Source organism: Pseudomonas sp. R38(2017) (assembly GCF_002112395.1).
Classification (GTDB): domain Bacteria; phylum Pseudomonadota; class Gammaproteobacteria; order Pseudomonadales; family Pseudomonadaceae; genus Aquipseudomonas.
Genome location: NZ_NEHN01000015.1, coordinates 110283 through 132760 on the forward strand (window position 1 = coordinate 110283; position 22478 = coordinate 132760).

General features: G+C 63.6%; 3 protein-coding genes. All 3 read right to left on the minus strand.

Features of this window, described 5'->3' with window-relative positions; translation table 11 throughout:
- Position 1: 1 nt before the first annotated feature.
- The 3 genes from CAF87_RS28450 to CAF87_RS28460 are packed head-to-tail and all read right to left on the minus strand — an operon-like array spanning position 2 to position 22211.
- Positions 2-9097, minus strand: a complete 9096-nt coding sequence (locus tag CAF87_RS28450) for a non-ribosomal peptide synthetase (RefSeq protein WP_085733945.1) — start codon at positions 9095-9097, stop codon at positions 2-4.
- Entirely contained in the window at positions 9094-13206 is a 4113-nt protein-coding gene (locus tag CAF87_RS28455; RefSeq protein WP_085733944.1) for a non-ribosomal peptide synthetase, read from the minus strand. The genes CAF87_RS28450 and CAF87_RS28455 overlap by 4 nt, the downstream gene beginning before the upstream one ends.
- On the minus strand, positions 13203-22211 hold the full coding sequence (locus CAF87_RS28460; RefSeq protein WP_085733943.1) for a non-ribosomal peptide synthetase: 9009 nt from the start codon (positions 22209-22211) through the stop codon (positions 13203-13205). The genes CAF87_RS28455 and CAF87_RS28460 overlap by 4 nt, the downstream gene beginning before the upstream one ends.
- Positions 22212-22478 lie beyond the last annotated feature (267 nt).

Here is a 22478-nt window from a genome sequence, read left to right on the forward strand (position 1 = left end):
TTCATCTCGACGGCCCCTCCGTGCCAACGACCTCGGCCAGCAACCGCGCCCAACGACCCGCGACGATGCCGTAGTGGTCGGTGTCCAGTCGCTGCCAGCTCTGCAACTGCGGCAGCAAGGCCTGCCAGTTGCGTTGCAGGTCATTCATGTTCCAGGCGTTGCCCAACCCATAAGGGTTGGCGTGCCCCGCGATGAACATCTGCACCCGTGTGTTGCTCAGCGCTGGAGGCTGGAAGTCGACCATGCTGGCCATGTTATTGCGGCAGCACACCGTCAGCCGTTGCAAATAAGCCTGACGTTCCTCGGACATCCCCTGCCCTTCGACGTCAGGCCAGCGCTGGGCAAACTCACGCTGGAACACCTGCTCGATGGTCCGCTCGTCGATGCCGGCCAGTTCCGCACCGGCATCCGGAGCCGGCGGGTCGATCAGGTACAGCAGCGGTTGCCTGAATCCGTCAGCCTGGGCTTGCTGACACAGCGCCTGCGCCACCCAGGCACCAAACGACCAACCCGCCAGGCGCCAGGCGCAACCGTCCGGGAGGTGGGTCTTGATCGCCTGCAGATACAACCGGGCCCGCTCGACAATGCTGATATTCGGTAGCGCCGGTACACGCAACGCAGGGTCGGCAATCACGCACACCCCCAGATCAGTTGGCAGCGCCGAGACCAGTTCCCGATAGGCCTGAACATCGCCGCCCACCGGATGGATCAAATACAGCCATTCGCGACCGGCGCCGGCATGCCATTGATCGATCCGCACCGCGTCGTTCCAGCTGTGCGGCGCGTCATCTGAAGCCTCCGCCGTAGAATCCGCCACCAGCCCCAACACCTCGCCCAGGCTGACCTTGTGGCTAAATTGCGACAACTGAAATACCTCGCCGGTGGCCGCTTGCAGTTCATCGATCAGATCCAGCAAGGTCAGCGAATCCGCGCCCAGGTCGTACAGCGAGTCGTCGTCCCCCAGCTCGCTCACGCCGAGCCATTTGCACAGGCATTCACGCAGGCGCACGGAAAGATCCACGCCCTTCGGCACTGCGACCGGTACAGCAATAGCGCCATGGCGAACCGGATAGAAGCGTCGCGCGATGTCGATGCCGGTGGTGGAAACCAGCAATTGCGGCAACTGCGCCGTCATCGCCAGCTCAAACACCCGACAACCCTCTTCGGCCGACAAGCCGACCGTCAGATGCTCTTGATGCGCAGCGTCCCCGCCGTTGCTGGTCGTGGCCATGCCGATGTCACGCCAGATGTCCCAGTTGATCCCCAAGCGCAGGCAAGTATTGGACGTATCCGGACGGTAATGCGCGAAGCCGTCGAGCACGCCGCTGGCTGCCGAATAATCCAGATGCCCCGCGCCGCCGAACAGTGCCGACATCGACGAGCAGTACAGGACAAACCCCGGCGAAAGCTGTTCGATCAGGCTTTCGACCGCCAACATGCCACGGGTCTTGGTGGCCATCGCCTCGGCCATCTGACGGGCATCGCGGAGGCGAATCAGACTGCCCGCGCCGACACCCGCCGCGTGAATCACCCCGGCCAATTGACCGTAACGCCGGGCCAGGTGATCGAGAACCTGCGGCCAACGCGACAGATCCGCGATGTCCGCCTGAAGGCAGTCGATTCGCGAGGCGTAAGCCGCGAGGTCTTCAGGCAGTTCACCTTGACGGGAGAGCGATACTACACGCCGCCCAGGCGCTTGCAGCAGGTGTTCGCACAGGGTACGGCCGATACCGCCAGTACCGCCCAGCACCAGAAATGTGCCGTCGTCCGGCAACAGGCTGGAAGCCGTAATCGGGTTCGGCAATGGCTGAGCGATCAACCGTGGCTGCCACAGGTAACCGTCGCGCACCGCCATCCGCCGAGGCAACGCAGCCGGATCACCGAGCAGCGCCGCCAGCTCCCCGGCCTGCGCATCAAGGTGCGGCGACGGCAAGTCGAGCCAGTGGCAACGCACCGGGTATTCCTGCGGCACCACCTCGCTGATCCCGGCCAGCGCCCCCAGCTCGGGACGCCGTACTTCGCCATCCACCGGACACGCCTGCCACGACATCAGCCACAACCGCAGTCGTGTCGTGCGCACGGTTTGCCCCCAGGCCTGCATCAGCGCGCTGACCGTGTCCAGGCAGGCCCACTGCGCCAGATCCAGAGATTGCTCGTTGACCGCGCCTGACACCGCCAGCGGCAAGGTGTGCAGCCAGTCGAGTTCGCCGGGTTCAGGTTCTAAGACCTCGGTGAGCAAACGGCCCAATGCTTCGGAATCCAGCGGATCAAGCTCGAAACGATTCGCGCCCAGTTGTTTGAAACCATTGCCGGCGCGCACTTGAACTACGCGTCGATAAACAGCCCGCAGGTGCTCCAGCAATGTCGAGTTGGGCGCTTCATGGCTGCAAAGAATCACCGTTTCTCGATTGGCATCCGATGCCTTCGCGCTCAGGCGCTGGACACGCACCCACTGCCGCTGATGGAACCACTGCGCCAGCGGTTGCCGCTCGATTCCAGGCGAAACGGGGGCAACGACTTCGCCGACGGGTTGAAACCGATAGGTCTGAAGATCGAACGACGCTGGCGGCAAATCCCATGGCGGCGGTGCCGAGCGCTGTGGCCACTGGATATGTGCGCCTTCGTACCAGGCCTCCAGCAATGCCTGCGCTGAATGATCACGGGCGATCAGTTGTGCCCCCGACGTGGTGATTTCCTTGATTGTCGTCGGCTGCAAAGGAATTTCATCACCCGGCTGGCAAACCATCGCAAAGCGCCAGCGCAGTTGGCGGCGACCTGACTGCAAGTGCCGCAGCAATGTGGTCTGCTGTTCCGGATGCGTTTGCAGGTGTTCGCGGATCACCGCGATATCGCGCAGCAATTCGGATCGACTGTGGGCCGAGATCAACAGCAGAGGCAGCGTTTCCTCGGTCAAGTCCTGCGCCTTGGGTGCGGCGCCGACAATCACATGAGCGTTGGTGCCTCCGATCCCGAAACTGCTGACACCCGCCAGGCGCCGGCGCCCTTGCGGCCATGGTCGGGACGTGGTGGGCACGTAGAACGGCGAATGCTCCAGATCGATCTGCGGATTGATCCGGCCAAACCCGAGGTTCGGCGGCAGCACGCCATGGAACACCGCCAGACTGGCGCGAATCAGCCCGACCACCCCCGCCGCCGCGCCCAAATGGCCGATCTGGCTCTTCACCGAGGCCAGCGCACAGCTGCCGGCCGGCGCTTCGCCGAAGGCCTTGGTCAATGCCGCGACCTCGATGGGATCGCCCAGCAATGTCCCCGTGCCGTGTGCTTCGATGTAGCCGATGTCAGCGCCGGTCAACCCTGCGCGGTTCAAGGCATCACTGATGACTGAACTCTGCCCGGCCACCGACGGCGCGGTGTAACTCATCTTGGCCCGGCCATCGTTGTTCAACGCCGAGCCTTCGAGCAACGCGTAGATCTGGTCGCCATCCGCCCGCGCCCGGGCCAACGGTTTGAGCACCACCACCCCATAACCACTGGCGCCGATGGTGCCGCTGGCGTCGTCACTGAATGGACGGCACAGACCATCGGCGGAAAAGATGTGCTGCGAGCGATGACGATAACCATCGGTCAAGGTCGGGTCGATCAGCACGCCGGCGGCCAGCATCACGTCACTGTCGCCCTGGCGCAGCATTGAACTGGCCATGTGCACGGCGATCAGCGAGCTGCCGCAAGCCGCCTGCACACTCAGCGCCGGGCCGTTGAGGTCCAGGTGATACGCGGCTTTGGTCGCCAGAAAGTCCTTGTCGTGATGCAACGCCATCTGGAAGCCGTCCGGCAGGTCGCCTTCAGCGGTCTCGCGCAGCATCTGCTGGAAGTACGTGGTTTCGCCGCAACTGGCGATCAGGCCGATACGCGGACCATACGCCGACGGGACGATGCCTGCGTGTTGCAGGGCCTGCACACAACCCATCAGCAGGTGCCGCTGTTGCGGATCCATCAGGCGCGCTTCCTGGCGGCTGATGCCGAAGTACTCGGGATCGAAATCGAGCATGCCGGCCAGTTGGCTGCGGGCGCCGACCAGACCTTCTTCGGCGGCAAAGCGTTCGATGCCCAGCTCGTTACCCTGCACCATCGCCCAGAACTCGGACAGGTTCCGCGCCCCGGCCACATTGACCGACATGCCGATGATCGCCATCGGCTGGTGATCTGCATCGGTTTGCCGGACACGCTCCACTGCGGCCACCGAAGCCGTCGACAGATGCGCCGCCAGACGCCGTACCGTGACGTGCTCGAACAGGTCGGCCATCGTCACCTTGTGCGGCAGCTCTTCGGCGTAACGGCCATGCAAACGCATCAGCCCGAGGCTGGTGGCGCCGGCCTCGAAGAAGGTCTGTTCCGGTTCGATGTCACGGCCAATGACTGTCTGGAACAGTTCGCTCAGTTGCCGCTCCAGCGCGGTCAATTGCACAACCGGTTGTGGCGTACTGCGACGCTCCAGCGCCTCGCCCACATTCGGCAAGGCCTTGCGATCGATCTTGCCGCTGGGGGTCCGTGGCCAGACGTCGATCCGCCGATATTCATCGATCCGCACATGGGCCGGCAGTCGTTGCGCGACCTGACGATCCAATTGTTGCGACGTCGCAGGCTCACCGTCGAGTTGCAGCCAGGCGATCAGGCGTGGCGGATCGGCCTGAACCGCCACCACCGCGTTGACCACTTCCGGCACCTGCATCAGCGCCACCTCGATCTGCCCCAGCTCCAGACGATGGCCACTGAGTTTGATCTGCTGGTCGTCACGTCCCAGATAATGCAGGCAGCCTTGGGCATCGGCCCACGCCAGATCGCCGGTGCGATAGAACAAGCGGCCCTCTGGCAGCTCTACAAACCGCTTGGCATTCAGATCAGCATCAGCCAGATAGCATCGGGCAACCATCGGCCCGGCCACCAACAGATAGCCGCGACTGCCAATTGGCACCGGGCGATCATACTCATCGACCAACAACAAGCAGGCATTGCCGACGGCATGACCGATCGGTGCGCGCAACGGCCAGTCACGGGGCACAGGCGGCAAACGCAAGGCACTGACCACATGGGTTTCGGTCGGACCGTAGTGATTAAACAACGAAGCCTGCGGCATTCCGCCAAACCAGTTGCGCAGTGCATCGGTACAAAGCAGCTGTTCGCCGGCGGTGATCACTTCGCGCAATGCCGACGGGTAGATTCCCCGAGCCACAGCGGTTTGCGCCAAATGTTGCAAAGCCACATAAGGCAGGAACAACCGCTCGATCCGCGCCTCGACCATGTAATCCAGCAACGCCTCGGCATCCTGACGCCAGCGCGGCGTGATCAGGTGATAACAGCCGCCCCCGCAGAGGGTGCTGAAAATCTCCTGAAACGACACATCGAACGACAGCATGGAGAACTGCAGGGTTACCGTTTTAGCCGGCAACTGCCCTTCCGTGCGCTGCCATTGCAGCAGGTTGCACAGGGTGCGTTCCGACACTTGCACACCTTTGGGCGTGCCGGTCGAGCCGGAGGTGAACAGCGTGTACAGCGGTCGCTCGCCGGCGTGGCGTGGACGCTCGAACGCTTCAGCACCGACGTGCAGATCGACCCTGTGCGTGGCGAATCGTGCGGCATTGAGAGCTTCGAGCGCGGCCGCCGTCGTGTCGCCGAACAGCACACAATGCGCTTGCGCCTGTTCCAGCACCTGACGCTGAATCGCCACCGGATAAGCGGGATCCAGCGGCACGGCGGTCAGGTTGAGTTTGGCCAGGGCCAGCAGCGCGACGATGTGCTCGACCGAGGCGTCGAGAAACAGCACCACATGCAGTGGACCGCTCCCTTCCGGTAATGGACGACGCGCGATCAATCTTGCCGCCAGGGAATCGGCCAGCGCATTCAACTCGGCATAGCTGAAACGACGCAGGCCTTGCACCAACGCAACCGCATCCGGCGTGCAATGCACCTGATGCTCGAACCAGTCCGCAAGGGTGTTGAACGGCAGCTCGCCCTTCGGCCCTTCACTGGCCGGGGCCAGACCGTGTCGATAAGGCCCCAGCAGACTGTCGAGCGTCGCCGCCGGGCTTTCCAGCAACAGATCCAGACCACGGCGGAACAACGCATTCACCGTGCTCATCTGTCCGGCATCGAAATAGCTGCACTGATATTCCCACCAGCACTCCAGCTGCGAGCCGCTGCCCACCATCAACAAGGTCAGCGGACACTTGGCGTGCAGGTGTTCGTTGAACTCAAGGGTCGCGTGCAGGTTCGAGTCGGCCAGCGCGGCGTAATCGGTGTTTTCCAGCACGAACATGAAATCGAACAGCGCGGTACTCGAGGACAGCCGCAGATCTTCCACCAGATCCGCCAGCGCCACGTCCTGCAGCGCCAGCACCTCGCGCACGGTGGCGGTCTGTTGATGCAGCTGTTCGCTCAGGGTCGCTGCGTGGTTTACGGCGGCGGGAATCAGCACGGTGTTGGCGAACATGCCGACGCTGTCCTCGAACTCCGCCAGAGGCCGGTTGGCCACCGGGCTGGCGATCCGGGCCCGCTCGCATCCGGTCAGGGCGTAAAGACTCCAGGCGAAGACACTGAACAGCACTTCGAAACGGGTCAGCCGCTGCTGCGTGCAGAACCGTTCAAGGGCTGCACTGCGCAACGCGCCCAGAGGTTCGCGGTGCAACCTAGCATCCGGGCTGACCGGGCGCATCAGCATCAACGCGGGCGATGGGTCTTCCCGATGACGGTGCAACTCGGCCAGGGCTCGCCGCTGGTCACGGTAATGCGGATCGACGCTCCACTGCCGCTGCCACTGACCAAACTCCAGCGTCGTCAGACGGGCTGACGGCTCAGGGTTTTCGCGACCTTGCACGATGTCGGCATAGAGCTGCTTCAGGTCATCGAACAGCAGGTTCACCGACCAGCCATCGACGATGATGTGATGCAGACTCAGCAGCAGCCGGACGCTGCCATCGGCGAACGGCAACAGCCACGCCTGAAACAGGTTCGGCGTGGACAGGTCGAACGGCGCGGCGAACACCAGCTCCGCAAACGCCTGCCAATTGTCTTCGGTGAAATGCCCGACGGCAAAGGTGCGGCAGGCCGAATTTTGCTCGGCGATCACCTGATCAAGACCATCCGCACCCGATGCGAATGCCGTGCGCAAACCAGGATGGCGCTTCACCAGACGGTTCACGGCCTCGCCCAGTGCCGCGACCTCGACACCTGCCGCCAGATGCAGAATCAGCGGCACGCTGTAAGCGGTCGAGTTCGGCGAACGTTGCTGCAACAACCAAAGGCGGCGCTGTTCAGCGGTCGCCGGCAAACGTGCAGCGCGACTGATCCCGGGCGCAGGTGGATAGATCGAATCGCCACGCTCACCCAGCAGTTGTCCGGCCAATGAGGCGAAAGACTCGTTGAGCAACATGTCGAGTGGGATCTCGCAATGCCAACGGTTACGAATCGCCGAACGCAGGCGCATGGCCTTGAGCGAATCGCCGCCACTGCCCAACCAGTCGTCCTGCGCACTCAGAGCGGGTTGGCCGAGCAGCGAACGGGCCTGACTCAGCAACCAGTCCAGCGTCGGCGAAGCATTGTCGTTTTCCATGGCCACGGAAGCTGGATGCCACGGATTCAGCGGCTGCCCCAGCAAGCTGTCGCGATCGATCTTGCCATTGGCCGTCAGCGGCAGGCGCTCCAGCAGGAACAACTGATGCGGTCGCATGTATGGCGCCAGTTGCGCCCGCAGATGGGCTTCGAAGGTGTGATAGTCCAGCTCCCCGCGCGGCACGATGAACGCCAGCAGCTGATGATCTTCCGCCGCCAGACGCCGGGTGCAGACATACACCTGAGCCACGCCCGGATGCTCCAGCATCCGTTGCTCCACCTCCCCCGGTTCGATGCGGAAACCGCGAATCTTCACCTGTCGGTCGACCCGTCCCAGGTACTCGATCAAGCCTTCGGCATTGCACCGCACCAGATCGCCGGTGCGGTAATGCACCTGCGCCCCCCCGTCGAGGTCGGGTAAACGGACGAACTGGCGAGCCGTTTCTTCGGGCCGGTTGCGATAGCCTCGGGCGACGCCGCTGCCACTCAGATACAACTCGCCCACCTCTCCCGCCGGCACCGGCCGTTGCTGTTCATCCAGCACCTGCACGCCGGTATCCGGCAGCGCTCGGCCAATGGGCGCCAGGTCACCGGTAAAGTTGCGGCTGATCGGCCAGCACAGCGCAAACGTGGTGCATTCGGTGGGGCCGTAGACGTTATGAATCCGGCACTGGCTCTCTGGATTGGCCCGATACCATGCACGAACCGCCGCAGCACTGATCTGCTCGCCGCCGATCAGCACCTGACGAGCGCTGGAAAAACACGACGGCCACTCGGCAATCAAGGTATTGAACAGCGACACCGTCATGAACAGGTTGTCGACCTGCGTCCGCTCCAGCACCCCGGCCAGCCGCCGGGCATCCAGCACGTCTTCGTCGGCGATCATCACGCAGCAACCGCCGTTGAGCAGCGGCGCCCACAGCTCGAAACTGCACGCGTCGAACGCCGGGTTGGACAGGCAGGCAAACCGGTCCGCTGGACGAATTTCGATATAGCCGTCGGTGTGCGCCAGACGCAGCAGACCACGCTCGCCGACTTCCACGGCTTTCGGAATGCCGGTTGTGCCCGAGGTGTAGAACAGGAACATCACCTCGGCGAACTCTGCGGCCAGCGCTTGCGGCGGAGTGTCCGGCTGATCGAGCAACGCCTCGACGCTGGACTGCCACAATGAAGGCGACCACTGAGGTTCTTCGTCCAGGGTAATCAGCCCCACACACGCCGCATCCGTCAGCATCAATTCCCGACGCTTGAGCGGACTCGCACGGTCCAGCGGCACAACCACGGCGCCGATCTTCAATGCGCCGAGAATTGCCGCCAGCCATTGCCAGCAACGCGGCATGCACAACGCCAGCGACTGGCCGGGCTCGACGCCTCGTGCCAGCAACCCTCGGGCGATGCGCTCGCTGGCGCTGGCCAGTTCGGCGTAAGTCAGGGTTACCGAGCCGTCGATGACGGCCGCAGCTTGCGGATTGCGCTGCACTTGCCCGGCAAAGAGCGCGAGCAACGTCTGGTCATTGGACGCACTCATCATTTCGCCTCCTGCGCGTCGAAGCGTTGCAGCTCCTGACGGATGATCTGCGAGACCCGATGGATTTCCGCACTTTCGAGCATGTCCCAGTGCCCGCCGCTGACCAGTTTCGCCAGATAGCCGCTACCCGCGCGACGCCGCCAGAACCCGCGCAGGTCATGCAACTGATGGCGGCTGAAATCTTCCCGCGCCTGGATCAGCACCACACGCCCGGCGCGCGGCGCACATTCATAGGCGGCCATTGCCAACCGGTTGTGGTTGTAAATGTTGAAGTAGCGCTCGACCTGCGCGTCTTCAATGCCGGGGTACATGCCGTTGAAGCGCACCAGTTTGTCGCGGAACTCGGCCATGTCCACGGTGCCGATCTGCTCGCGGAAACCCGGATCGTCACTGCCCTGAGTATCGAGCAACACCACCGTCACCTGACGATGCCCCGCCGCCGTCAGCAACCGAGCCATTTCATAAGCCACCAGGCCACCGAACGACAGCCCGGTGAGAATCAGCGGCTGTGTCGTCAGCGGTTCGATCAGGCGCAAGTAAGCCTCGGCCATCGCTTCAACCGTCGGTTCGGTGTCTTCTCCCGGATTCAGCCCCGGCGATTGCACCCCGTAAACGCCAGCCTCGTCCGGCAACACCTTGGCCAGCGACAGGTAACAGAACGCCGTGCCGCCCGCCGGGTGAATACACACCACATTGCTCTGCCCCGCGCCACGACGGAACTCGATCAGATTGCCCTGCGCCACTGCCGGGTTCGCCCCGACCCGCAGCCAGCCGCCCAGCGCTTCGATGGTCGGGTAGCTGAGCACCACGCGCACCGGCATTTCAACCGCGAACACCTGGCTGATTTCATGGGCCATCTTGATCGCGGCGATGGAGGTGCCGCCGACGTTGAAGAAGTTGTCGCGAATGCCGATCTGCGGCACCAGCAGCAGGCGTTTCCAGATCTGGTACAGCGTCAGTTCGATGTGATCGCGCGGGCTGCTCAGGTTGACCTGACGATTGACCATTTCCTCGTCCGCCAACGCTGTCAGGGCAGTCCGATCGACCTTGCCATTGGCGGTCAGCGGCAAGGCGTCGAGCCACAGATAACTGCCGGGGACCACCGCACGAGGCAGCGTCGTCGCCAGATAGGCCTGAACCGCCGCTTCATCCATCGGCTGGGTAACCACGCAACACGCCACCAGACGCTGGTCCTGCGCCGCGTCGCCGACCATCAACACCACGGCGCTGCGGATGCCGGGAAACGCCTCGAGCCGAGCTTCGATCTCGCCCAGCTCCAGACGCACACCGCGCAATTTGACCTGGAAGTCGTTGCGTCCGAAAAACTCCAGTTGGCCATCCGGGCGATATCGCGCCAGATCGCCGCTGCGATAGAGGCGATCGCCTGCCACGAACGGATTGTCGATAAAGCGCTCGGCACTGAGCTGCGCCAGCCCCAAGTAACCCCGGGCCACACCCACGCCGCCAATGTGCAGATGCCCGGTCACGCCCACCGGCACTGGCTGGTCGCGGTCGTCGAGCACGTAAAAGCGATTGTTGGAAATCGGCCGACCGATCGGCAGTTGCCGGGCCGGCACCTCGGCGCCAGGCTCCAGCGTCCAGATGCTGTTGATCACTGTGGTTTCGGTCGGACCGTAGACGTTGTGCAGCCGCGCATGGGGCAGACGCTCCTGAAAACGCCGGGCCAGTGCTGGCGGCAGTTCACCGCCGCCGCTGAATACATCGGTCAGCGACCTACACAGGCTGACCTCTTCGACTTCCAGAAACAGCTGCAACATCGCCGGCACGAACACCAGCGCCGTGACCTTCTGCTCGCGCACTTCGCGGGCCAGATACGCCGGTTCGTAATGCCCGCCGGGCCGCGCGATCACCAGCCGTCCGCCGGTTGCCAAAGGCCAGAACGTCTCCCACGCCGAGGCATCGAAACCGAACGGGATCTTGTGCAGCATCGCTCCCGCTTCGCCGCACACCTGCAAACACCACAGCAGCAGGTTGCTTAAGCCACGGTGGGCGACCATCGCGCCCTTGGGCAATCCGGTGGTGCCCGAGGTGTAGATCACGTAGGCGAGATGGTCAGGGGTGACGCCGACATTGCGTGGGTCGAGATTGTCGGCGGGCAACGACGCCCAGCTCGCGGCATCTTTTTCGAGGTCGAGAATCGGCGCTTCCCAGGTCGAACCTTGTATGGCCTGACGCAATATCCCGTGCGCCGAGCCGAGGGTCAGCAGCACCGCCGGCGTGCTGTCGCCGAGCATGTGGCTCAGGCGTCCCAGTGGATAATCCGGATCCAGCGGCACATAGGCGCCACCAGCCTTGAGCACCGCGAGCAGCGCCACCGGCAACTCCAGCGAGCGCTCGATGCACACCGCTACGCGCACGTCCGGGCCGACACCCAAGGTGCGCAAATGCCGCGCGAGTCGGTTGGACCGGGCATTGAGTTCGGCGTAGCTCAGGGATTCGCCCTCGAATACCACTGCGCAAGCCTGAGGATTGCTCGCGACCTGTGTTTCGACCAGTTGGTGCACGCAGGGCGCCGCTTGCGTCAGCGGCGCGGTGCGGTTGAAGTCGACCAGCACCTGCTGACGCTCAGCCTCGTTCATCAACGGCATTACATTGATCGGTTGCTTGGCGTCGGCGGCGATCTGTTCGAGCAGATGACGGTAGTGCCCGCTCAGACGTTCGATGGTCGCGACGTCATAGAGGTCGGTGTTGTATTCCACCAACAGGTCCAGCCGCCCTTCCCGTTCGACCCATTCAAACGCCAGGTCAAACTTGGCCGTGGCGCTGCTGGTGCCGTACGGCGTCAGTTCCAGTTCGGGCATCTGCACGCCGCTGCCGGGGGTGTTCTGCAACACCAGCATCACCTGGAACAGCGGCGAATGCCCCGGATCGCGCTGCGGATTGACGGCTTCGACCACGCGCTCGAACGGCACGTCCTGATGGGCGTGAACATCGAGCATCTGGCCACGCACGTCGCGCAGCAGTTCGGCGAAGGTCTGCTGCGGATTCAGACGCTGACGCAGCACCAGCGTGTTGACGAAGTGACCGATCAGCGGCTCGACTTCCGGGCGATTGCGGTTGGCGAACGGCGTGCCGATGCACAGATCCTGCTGACCACTGTGGCGCCACAGCAACACCGCCAAAGCACCGAGCAGCACGTTGAACAGCGTGCCCTGGGTCTGCCGGGCCAGCGCCGTGAGTTCGCGCAGTGTGCCGCCATCGACGGAGGAACTGAACGTGGCACCGACATAACGCTGCACCAACGGTCGCGGCCGGTCGGCGGGCAGAGTCGACAAGAGCGGCGCGTCGTCGAGGGTGCGACGCCAGTAATCGAGTTGAGCATCCAGCGCCGCACCGCCGACGCGCTGTTGCTGCCAGCAGGCGTAGTCGGCGTATTGCACCGGCAACGGCGCGAGAGTCGAGGTTTCGCCACGCAGATAATCGCCGTACAGCGTGGCGACCTCATGCAGGATCACGCCCATCGACCAACCGTCGGCGATGATGTGGTGCACGCTGTACAGCCACAGGTATTCGTCGTCCGCCACACGCAACAATGACGCGCGCAGCAATGGCCCGGTGGCCAGATCGAACGGTGCCCGGGCGTCCTGTTCGACGGCGAATCGCACTTGCTGCTCACGCTCTGCGGCCGGCAACTGGCGCAGATCCGTCACCGACAACGACAGCGGCATCGATGGATGCACCACCTGACGCGGCTCGCCCTCCACGCTGCAAAACGTCGTGCGCAAGACTTCGTGGCGGGCGACCAGTTCGTTCAGTGCTCGTTCCAGCATCGCCACGTCCAGCCGCCCCTTCAGCGTCACCGCCGTGGGCACGTTGTAGAACGGGTTGCCGGGTTCCAGTTGATCGAGAAACCACAATTGCCGCTGCGAGAACGACAACGGCCAGGACGCGTGTGCGCCGGCACGGCGGGGAATCACTGCGTCATCACCGCCACCCAGCAACGCAATCAGTTCCTGCTTGTGAAGCTTGAGCGCCGCGGTCAGTTCTTCGGTGAGAAACCCGCGCGGCGCCTTGCAGCGCAACCTGTCACCGTCCACCTCGAGCACCACGCCATGGCGAGCGAACAACGCCAGCAATTGATCGGCATTCATACTTCGAACTCCTCCATGTCTTCGTCGTCCAGGCTTGCGGTCACAGGCTCGATGGCAAACGCCTCGACCGGCGCGCGGTGTTGTTCATCGGCCGTGCGCTGGCCGCCGATCATCGAGTAGATCAACTCGTGGTTTGGCCCGAGGTCGAACAGCGCCGTCAGTTGCTGCTCCTCGACCGAGCCGATGCCGCACAGGCCCAGGCCGTGTTCGACGGCGGTCATGCTCAGCAACTGGGCCATTGCGCCGCTTTCGATATGGCAGAAGTCACGGCTGCGCTCGCCATACAGCGGGCGGATCGCGGCCATGTCGGCGATGAAGAACAGCGAGAACGCGGCGTTTTCGTACACCGGGCGATTGACGAAATAGTCGTAGGTGTCCGGGTCGAGCAGTCCGCTCTGGAGCGCCAGCAAACGATGCTGGCGAGGATCGTAGTAATACGCGCCGCCGGGCACGCCGAGCACGCGATCCGGTTTGACGTAGAGATACGCCTGAATCGGGTACAACCCGCCCGCCGACGGGAACTGGTATTTCACCTCGCCGTCGAGTTGCCCCTGGGCCAGTGCCGCCAATACATGCGCGAAGGCTTGAGTGGCAATCGGCTGCTCGCCGAACTGGCGCACCGAGCGGTAATCGCTCAAACGCCGGGCGAACGCCGGGTCTTGCGGCAAGTCCAGTGCCACTGCCGGCAGGGTTTGAGCAAACTCACGGCGACCGCGTTGCTCAGCCTTGAACTGCGCCCGTTGCTGCGGATCTTCGATGATGTCCTGCGGGGTCTCCGGCGTCTGCTGGATGTTGCCGAGCAACTCCTGGCGCACCCGGTTCTGGCGGTACATGCCGAGCAGATGCAGCAACGTCGGCTGGGCCAGCAGTTGCGCCACGTGCGGGCGGAACTGCAAGGCGCCGGACAAGGCGTTGCTGATCCTGACGATATCAATCGAGGTCGCGCCGAGGTTCAGCAGATTGGCGTTGGCGGCAATGGATTCGCGCTTGAGCACGCCCTGCACGATTTCCACCAGCCGCTGTTCCTGCGGGCCCTCGACTTTCAGCGCCGGCCCTTGTTCCTCGATTTGCTCCGGTTCCGGCAGGCGCTTCTTGTCGACCTTGCCGTTGGAGGACAACGGCCAGGCGTCGACGAAGGTGAACGACGTCGGAATCATGTACGCCGGCAGCTTGTCCGTCAGGTAGTCGGTGAGGTCACTGGCCTGCAACGCCGGATCGGCCTTGAGCACATAACCCGCCAGACGCTTCTCGCCCAGTGTGCTGCCTAGAATCCGCACCACCGCGCTCTGCACGCCAGGATGGCGATTGAGCGCGGCTTCGATCTCGCCCAGCTCGATGCGATAACCCTGCACCTTGACCTGATTGTCTTCGCGACCAAGGAATTCGATGTTGCCGTCCGGTAGCAAGCGCCCCAGGTCGCCGGTGCGATACAGCCGTTCGCCGGTCAGTGGATGATTGAAGAAACTGCCCGCGCTGAGTTTCTCGTCACGCCAGTAACCCTTGGCCAGACCGATGCCGCCGATGTACAGCTGACCCGCAACCCAGGTCGGTCGCACTTGCAGCGCTTCATCCAGCACGTAGAAACGCTGATGGTCGAGGGCCTTGCCGTAGGGAATACTGCGCCAGGTCGGATCGACGTGCTGCACCGGATAATAGATCGACCAGATCGACGCTTCGGTGGCGCCGCCGAGACTGATCAACTGCAAATCCGGCTGCAACGCCCAGGCCCGCTCGGGCAGGGTCAACGGAATCCAGTCGCCCGACAACATCGCCACCCGCAGGTTGGCAGGCAGTGCGCCGCCCTCGCCCTCCACATACTCGACCAGCATGCCGAGCAGCGCCGGCACCGAGTTCCACAGGCTGACCTGATGACGCTTGATCAATTCGAGCCAATGCGCCGGATCAAGAGTCAGTTGCGGATCAAGGATGACCACCGCCGCGCCTACCGCCAGCGTGCCGAAGAAGTCATAGACCGACAGATCGAAACTCAGCGAGGAAATCGCCAATACGCGGTCGTTCGGGCCGACGGCAAAGCGCCGGTTGATGTCGAGCAGCGTGTTGACCGCACCGCGATGGTCGATCACCACGCCTTTCGGCTGACCGGTGGAGCCGGAGGTGTAGATCACGTAAGCGAGGTCGCTTTCTTTCACCTGCACCGGTTGCAGTGGCAATGCATCGTTTGAGACTGCATCGGTCACGGCAATGGGCGTGACCTGCGCCGGCCATTCGATTTTGTCGAGCAGCGCCGGTTGGGTCAGGGCCAGGCTCGCCTCGGCCCGCTCCAGAATATGCCGCAATCGTTCCGCTGGTTGGGTCGGTTCGATGGGCAGGTAAGCGCCGCCGGCATACAGAATCGCCAGGGTCGCCACCACCTGCTCCCAGCCGCGCTCCATCACCACCGCGACCAACCGGTTTGGCAGCACACCCTGCGCTTGCAGGCGGGCGCCGAGTTGTCGGGCCTCAAAGCGCAACTGGGCGTATGTCAGCTGCCGCGTGCCGATTACTGCCAGTGCGTCCGGCGTGGCGAGTGCCTGACGTTCGAACAGTTCGTGCATCAATGGCAGCGTTTGCTGATTGTCGACCGGTGCCGGCAACCGCGCCTGCGGCAGCAGTTGTGGCGTGTTGGCGCCCCAGGCTGCCGGCTCGCACAGGCTGTCGAGCAGCGTGTTATAGGCGACGAACATCTGCTCGATCATGCCTTGCGGGAACAGTTCGTCGATGCTGTCCCAGTTGAACAACAGCCGTCCTTCCAGCTCCAGCAAGGTGTGGTCGAGCCACACCTGCGGGGTCTGGGTGATGCTGTGCATGTGCTTGGCGTTCAACGCGTCGGCCAGGTTGAATTCGGCCAGTTCCGGCGCCGCTTCCGACAGCGTGCTGTTGAACACGATCGGCATCGCCGTCTGCTGCACGCCCCGGGCCTGGGACAATTCGCGCAGCACCCGCACACCGCTGACCACCGAATGATCGATGTCGCGCCACAGCTGCGCCTGCACGGCGCGGGCCTTGTCGGTGAAGCTCAGCGCCCCGTCGATGCCGACTTCCAGCAGCACCAGCGAGGTGAAGTCGCCGATGATTTCATCGACATCCGGGTGCAACGGCATGCGATTGAACAGCGGCAGGCTCAGGGTGAATCGCGGCGTGCGGCTCCACAGCGCCAGCACTTCGCTGAAGGCGGTCAGGAGCATCACCGACGGCGTCACCGCAAATTGCTTGGCCACGGCTTTGAGTTGTGCCCACTGCGCCGCCGACATGTCGCGGTCACGGCGGGTGAAGTGCGGGTTGGCAATGCTCTCGGGTTGGCGCACCAGCGGCAAGTCCGGCGCCGGGGCCAGAGTGGTCACCCGTTCGCGCCAGTAGCCCAGCGCCTGCTCGTAGCGGCGACCGTTGCGCAGTTGCTGTTCGGCCAATACGTAGTCGCGGAAAGTCAGGCCCGGTTCCGCCAGTTCCAGCAACGGATCTACGTAGAAGGCCATGAGTTCGCGGGCGAGAATCTGCGTACTCGCGGCGTCGACGATCAGCGCATCGAGGCTGATGTGCAAATGGGTGATGCCGTCATCGAGCAACGACAGGCTGAACTCGAACAGCGGCCAGCGACTGGCATCCAGCACCTGATGGGACTGGCGTTCGCGGGTCGCTTCCAGCGTGCGTTGTGCTTCTTCGGCGGGTAAACCGCGCAGGTCGCTGCGGGGCATGCGGTAGGTCGGCACCTGCGCCAGCACCTGTTGCGTACCGTCGCTGAGGAACACCACGCGCAGCATATCGTGGCGCAGGATCATGCGATTCAGGGCCTGCTCGAAACGCTCGGCATCGAACCCGGGAATGCGCAGTTCTTCGTAGCCATGGGCACTGACACCGCCGAGGCTGACCGTGGCCTCGCGACCGAACCAGTAGGCCTGCTGGATATCGGTCAGCGGGAAGGGTTCATGCCGGTTACCGCGATCCGGCTCGATCTGGATAAACGCCGGTTCAATGCTCTGCTCTTCACGGGAAACCTGCGCCGCCAGATCCCTCAACACGGGGGTCTGAAACAGGCTGCTCAGGGACAGTTGCGCACCCATGCGCTGGTTGATCGCGTAGATCATCCGCGTCGCCAGCAGCGAGTGGCCGCCGAGGTCGAAGAAGTTGTCGTGGATGCCGACCCGCTCGCACTTGAGCACTTCGGCCCAGATCTCGGCCATTTGCCGTTCGATGTCGTTGCGCGGCGCCTCGTAAGTCGCCCCGGCGCTGCGTTCCGGTGCCGGCAGCGCCTGACGGTCGAGCTTACCGTTGCGGGTCAGCGGCAGTTGCGAGAGCCGGACCCAGGCACTCGGGATCATGTGTTCGGGCAACTGGCGTTGCAGTTCGGCACGCAGGAATTCACTGGTCGCAGAGCCGACCACATAGGCCACCAGACGCTTGTCCCCGGCCACGTCTTCACGCAAGAGCACGGCGGCTTCCTGCACGCCGGGTTGTTGATGCAACAGGCTGTCGATCTCGCCGAGTTCGATGCGGAAGCCGCGCAGTTTCACCTGTTGGTCGATGCGTCCCAGGTACTGCACGTTGCCGTCGGCCTGGAATTTCGCGAGGTCGCCGCTACGGTACATCCGCGCGCCCGGCTCGTCGCTGAACGGGTCCGGCAGGAAGCGTTCGGCGGTCAGGTCCGGGCGGTTCAGATAGCCACGAGCCAGGCAGGCGCCAGCGATGTACAACTCACCCGCCACGCCGACCGGCACCGGATTCAAATGTTCGTCCAGCACGTAGAGCCGCGCATTGGCGATGGGACGGCCGATGGGCGGTGCGTCCGGCCAGGATTCGGCCTCGTTGCAGTCGAGGCTGAACTGGCTGACCACGTGGGTTTCGGTCGGCCCGTACTGGTTGTGCAACTGCGCGCCGCCCAGTCCACGGACAAACCCGCGCAGCTCGTCATTGATTTGCAGGGCCTCACCGGCGGTGATGATTTCGCAACTGCCGGCCGGCATCGGTGCATCGGCTTCGGTCAGGCCGGCGAGTTGCTGCAACACAGCAAATGGCAGGAAGGCGCGCTGCACGCCTTCGGCCACCAGGGTCGGGCGCAATGCGGCGAGGTCCTTGCGACTGTCCTCGGTCATCAGCAACAGGCTGCCACCCTGGCAGAGGGTGCTGCAGATTTCCTGGAACGAAACGTCGAAATTCAGCGAGGCGAATTGCAGTACGCGCTGCGGTGCCGTGGCTTGATCGAGTTGCCAGTTAATCAGGTTGTCCAGCGCACGACGGTTGTGGGCGACGCCTTTCGGCCGGCCGGTAGAGCCGGAGGTGTAGAGCACGTAGCCGAGGTTTTCCGGGCTCACATTGACTTGCGGATCATCAGTCGGGTGCTGTGCCCACTGCGATGCGTCAGTGTCCAGGCAGCAGATCTGCGCCTCGTTGGTCGGCAGCCCGGCCATCAGACTCGATTGCGTCAGCAGCATGGTCGGCGCGGCATCGCTGAACATGAACGCCAGACGTTCGTTCGGGTACGCCGGGTCGAACGGCACGTACGCCGCGCCGGCCTTGAGGATTGCCAGCAGGCCAATGACCATTTGTGGCGAGCGTTCCAGGCACAGGCCGACACGATGTTCAGGGCCGACGCCTTGTTCGATCAGGTAATGCGCGAGCCGGTTGGCGGCTTGATTCAGCTCGCTGTAGCTCAGTTGCTCGCGCTCGGCGAGCAGCGCCACAGCGTCGGGCGTTTGCCGGGCGAGGGTTTCGAAATGCGCCACGCAACCGGGCAGCGACGCGGTGTCGAGCGTGGTGCGGTTCCAGTCGTGAACGATCTGCTGGTGTTGCTCGGCGCTCAGCAGTTTGATCCCCGCCAGCGACTGTTCGCTGTCCTCGACCATCTGCGTCAGCACCCGGCGCAGGTACTCGCCGAACTGCTCGACGGTGCCGCGTTCGAACAGGCCCGAGGCGTATTCCAGACCACCGATGATCTGTCCGTCGCGCTCATGGAGCGCCAGTTGCAGATCGAACTTGGCGACGTGATGACTGCTCTCCACCGGCGTAACGTCGAGCCCGGTCAGCAGCAGATCGGAATCCTGATCCTGCTCCCAGGCAAACAGCACCTGGAACAGCGGACTGTGGGCCAGACTGCGTGGCGGGTTGAGCAACTCCACCACTTGCTCGAACGGCAGGTCTTGATGCTCCTGAGCCCCCAGTGCGACCCGCCGCGCCTGTTGCAGCCATTGCGCCACCGACGGCGAGCCCGATCGGGTCATGCGCAGTGCCAGGGTGTTGACGAAGAAACCGATCAACCCTTCAAGTTCCTGCTGCGGACGGTTGGCCGATGGCACGCCGATCACCACATCGTCCTGCCCCGACAGTCGTGACAACAGCAGCGAAAAACCGGCCAGCAAAGTCATGAACAGCGTGGTGCCTTGCTGCATGCCCAAGGCTTTCAGTCGCGTGGTCAATGCTTCGTCGAAGACCAACGGAACAAAGCCGCCGAGGTAGTCCTGCACAGGCGGACGCTTGTGATCCGTCGGCAATTCCAGCAGCACCGGCGCGCCCGTGAGGGTTTCGCGCCAATAGCGGTTCTGCTGTTCCAGCACTTCACCGGTCAGCCATTGCTTCTGCCACACGGCGTAATCCACGTACTGCACGGGCAATGGCGGCAACGGATCGTCGCGATCCTGCAACGCCGCTTCGTAGAGTTGCCCCAGCTCACGAGTGAGCACGCCCATCGACCAGCCATCGGAGATGATGTGGTGCTGGGTCAGCAGCAACACATGGTCGTCCGCCGCCAGTCGCACCAGACTTACGCGCATCAGCGGGCCACGGCTCAGGTCGAACGGCCCGGCGCCCTCTTCGTCGATCAGCCGGGTGAGTCGTGCTTGAGCATCAGGCCCTTGCAGATCAGTTACGGTCAGTCGAAGGCTGTGCGCGGGCGGTGAAACCTGCTGCCGCCCTTCCCCTTCAACGGCAATGAAAGTGGTACGCAGCGCAGCATGGCGCGCCACCAGTTGATTGAAGCTGCGTTCGAGCGCCGCCACATCCAGTGAGCCACGCAATCGCAGGTTCAGCGGCATGTGATACGCCGCGTTGCCCCCCTCCATTTGCGCCAGAAACCACAGGCGCTGCTGGGCAGACGACAACGTTTGCGCGCCCGTCCGTTCAAGGGCCGCGATGGCTGGACGAGCCGCAGCCTGACTGGCTTGCAGCCGTTCGGCGAACTGTTTCAGAACGGGTGCGGCGAACAGCGTCGAAGGCGCGACTTCCAGCCCCAGCGTATGGCGAACCTGCGCCAGCACACGCATCACCAGCAACGAGTGACCGCCGAGGGCAAAGAACTGATCCTCACGCCCCACTCGCTCGACGCCGAGCACTTCGGCCCAGATCACCGCGAGCGCAGTTTCCAATGAACCCTGCGGCGCCTGATATTCCTGCTGATCGAATGCCTCGACATCCGGCGCCGGCAGATTCGGTCGATCGACCTTGCCGTTGGCGGTCAGCGGCAGCGCATCCAGACGCACGAACGCGGTCGGCACCATGTAATCCGGCAGGCTGGTTTGCAGCTGTTCACGCAGGGAACGCGGACTCAGTGTTGTGCCCGGCTTTTCGCAGTAATACGCGACCAGTCGAGGTTCACCGAGGCCGTCCTGACGCAGCAACACCACGCTTTCACGCACGCCTGCAATGTCTGCCAGCCGGGTTTCGATTTCCCCCAGTTCCAGACGCAAGCCACGCAACTTGGCCTGAGAGTCGTTGCGACCGAGGAATTCCAGTTGGCCGTCGACCCGATAACGCGCCAGATCTCCGGTGCGGTACAAGCGCTCACCCGCCACGAACGGGTTGTCGATGAAGCGCTCGGCAGTCAGTTGCGGCAGGTTCAGATACCCCCGCGCCACGCCGATACCACCGATGTACAACTCGCCCGCTACACCTTCGGCAACCGATGCGCCGTCAGCGTCGAGTAGGTAAATCCGGGTATTGGGCAGTGCCCGGCCGATGGGCAACACCGCGTCGATCTGACTGCCTTCGGTGAACTCGAAACAGGTGCTGTCGATGCTCGCTTCGGTCACGCCATAGGCCTGGACGATCTGCACCCGCTCACCGCAGAGCCTGCGCAATTGCCGGGCGCTGTGGGCGGTCCAGATGTCCGAGCCGCAGACCACGGTGCGCAGGAACGACAAGTCATGGCCGCTCTCTTCGACCCATGCCAGCAAAGGGTTGAGCAGCGCCGGCACGAAGTCGGCAAAGCCGATCTGGGCTTCGCACATCAGGCGATACAGGGCCGGCGGGTCCATCAAGGTGTCCCGAGGGCACAGCACCAGCGTGCCGCCAAACCCCAGCGCACGAATCAGGTCGGCGCTGAACACGTCGAAGGAAAAACCGGCCATTTGCAGGTGATTGATCGGCTCACCCAAGGCATAGAGTTGCGCCCAGGCAGCGCTCACGCCGATCAACCCGCGATGCTCGACCATTACGCCTTTCGGTGTGCCGGTCGAGCCGGAGGTGTAGATCACGTAGGCCAGGTGCCGAGGTGTCAGGCCTGTCGCGTAAGGATCGGGATTGTCCTTAGATTGCGTAGCCCAAGGTGTTGAGTCGCCCAGATCCAGCACCGTCGGCACAGTGGCCGACTGTTCGAGCGCAGCCACCAAAACATGCCGCGCCTGACCATGGGTCAACACCACCGGCGGCGCGCTGTCGGCCAGCATGTGCGCCAGCCGCGCCTGCGGATACGCCGGGTCCAGCGGCACATAGGCGCCTCCGGCCTTGAGCACCGCGAGCACGCCCACCAGCATCTCCAGCGAACGCTCAAGACAAATCCCCACCCGCACGTCCGGCCCGACGCCGAGGCTGCGCAGATGATGAGCCAGGCGATTGGCGCGGATATTGAGTTCGCGGTAGCTGAGCGCCTCTGCTTGCCAACGGACGGCAATGGCCTCGGGGTTGCGCAGCACCTGCGCTTCGAACAGACCGTGCACGCACAGATCGGTGTCGAACGGAATCGAGGATGAAACGTCGGGCTGCGCGGGATTCGTCCCACGCAAGGAAGTGTTGTCGAGCATCGGAGGCTACCGTCCATGACTGCATTATTTTTGTGATCAGGCAGAGACAGCACGCGCCCCGCCAGTCAGGCCCCGGCATCAGGTACCGGTTCGGTCATTCGAATTCAGGAAGATGGCGCGGCACGCGCATGCAGACTCGCGTCGCACGCGGGCACACACAGGAAGCCGGGGGGAGAAAGGCTGGCGAAGAACACCGCGGCGCGGTCCGCGCAGGCAGCTGGGGAGATGACTGAATCGTTGACGACGTCCGTCGCCCTGCTCATTGCA